Source organism: Neisseria sp. P0009.S007 (assembly GCF_051962515.1).
On record NZ_JBQCVF010000455.1, the window covers coordinates 1 to 1,113 of the forward strand.

Annotated in this window: 2 protein-coding genes; both read left to right on the forward strand. The window is 47.9% G+C overall.

Going from position 1 to position 1,113, the window contains the following annotated elements:
• Nucleotides 1–366 (forward strand): phosphatidate cytidylyltransferase (locus tag ACTHS3_RS14015; RefSeq protein ID WP_440367684.1); only part of this gene is annotated, 366 nt, incomplete at its 5' end.
• Between the two features lie 109 nt (nucleotides 367–475).
• On the forward strand, nucleotides 476–1,096 hold the full coding sequence (locus ACTHS3_RS14020; RefSeq protein ID WP_070606956.1) for a DUF2238 domain-containing protein: 621 nt from the start codon (nucleotides 476–478) through the stop codon (nucleotides 1,094–1,096).
• The last annotated feature ends 17 nt before the right edge of the window (nucleotides 1,097–1,113 follow it).

Consider the following 1,113-nt stretch of genomic DNA (forward strand, 5'->3'; position numbering starts at 1 on the left):
CAAGTATCGGATGTGTTGCAATACGTTTGGGGCAAACTGATTGGCGGTGCAAAAATCATGCCTTCGCTTTCTCCGTCCAAAACCATTTCCGGCACTGTCGGCGGTATTTTATCGGCCACGGCCATTGCCGCGTTGATGGCGCCGATTACGCCGTTCTCCCACGGCCAAGCGGCCATTATCGGCTTTATCGTCTGCCTGATGGGCTTCTTTGGCGGCCTGGTTATGTCCGCCATCAAACGCGATTACGGTGTCAAAGACTGGGGCAATATGATACGCGGCCACGGCGGTATGCTTGACCGCGTGGATTCGATTTGTTTTGCCGCACCCGTGTTTTTCCACATCACCCGTTATTTCTGGAATGGCTAAACTTCAAGCCGTCTGAAAGCTGTTTTTCAGACGGCCTTTAATGATCGAAACTTCCAGTCCTACCAATTCGTTATACAATACGTAACCATTATTACTACATACACACAACATGAACAAACCCTCTCCAATCTTTCCCATTTTTCTTGCCACAATTATCTTTGCCCTCATTGTTTGGTCAGGCATCAATCCCCATGACCGCGCGGTCTGGTACGCTGAAATCATTCCCGTAGCATCCGTATTCTTCCTTCTTGTTGCCACCTACCGCATTTTCCGCTTCAGCAACCTGGCCTACTTATTCATGAGTTTCTGGCTGATTATGCATTCAATCGGTGCATACTATACTTTTGCAGATGTACCGTTTGAATCCATCAACCGCTTTTTTGAACCAATTTTGGGCGAAAACCGCAATCATTACGACCGTATTGCCCATTACATCATCGGCTTCTACGCCTATCCAATGACTGAATGGCTGCTGCGCCGCAAACTGTGCAACCTGCCGTTGGCCTTATTTTTCTCCTTGTTCTTCATTATGAGCGTGGCTGCCGCCTATGAAATTATCGAATGGCAATATGCCGTCATCGATGGTGGAGAGGCCGGACTGGAGTTCTTGGGCTCTCAAGGCGATATTTGGGACGCGCAAAAAGACATGCTTGCCGATACTTTGGGCGCGTTAACTTCCCTGTTTATTTTTATGTTTACCCGACCCGATAAACGCTTGGGTTTCTCTTAAATATATCCCTTTAAAGC

Coding starts and splice junctions, on each gene's coding strand:
- ACTHS3_RS14020 (WP_070606956.1), top strand. CDS start 476: ATGAACAAACCCTCTCCAATCTTTCCCATTTTTCTTGCCACAATTATC.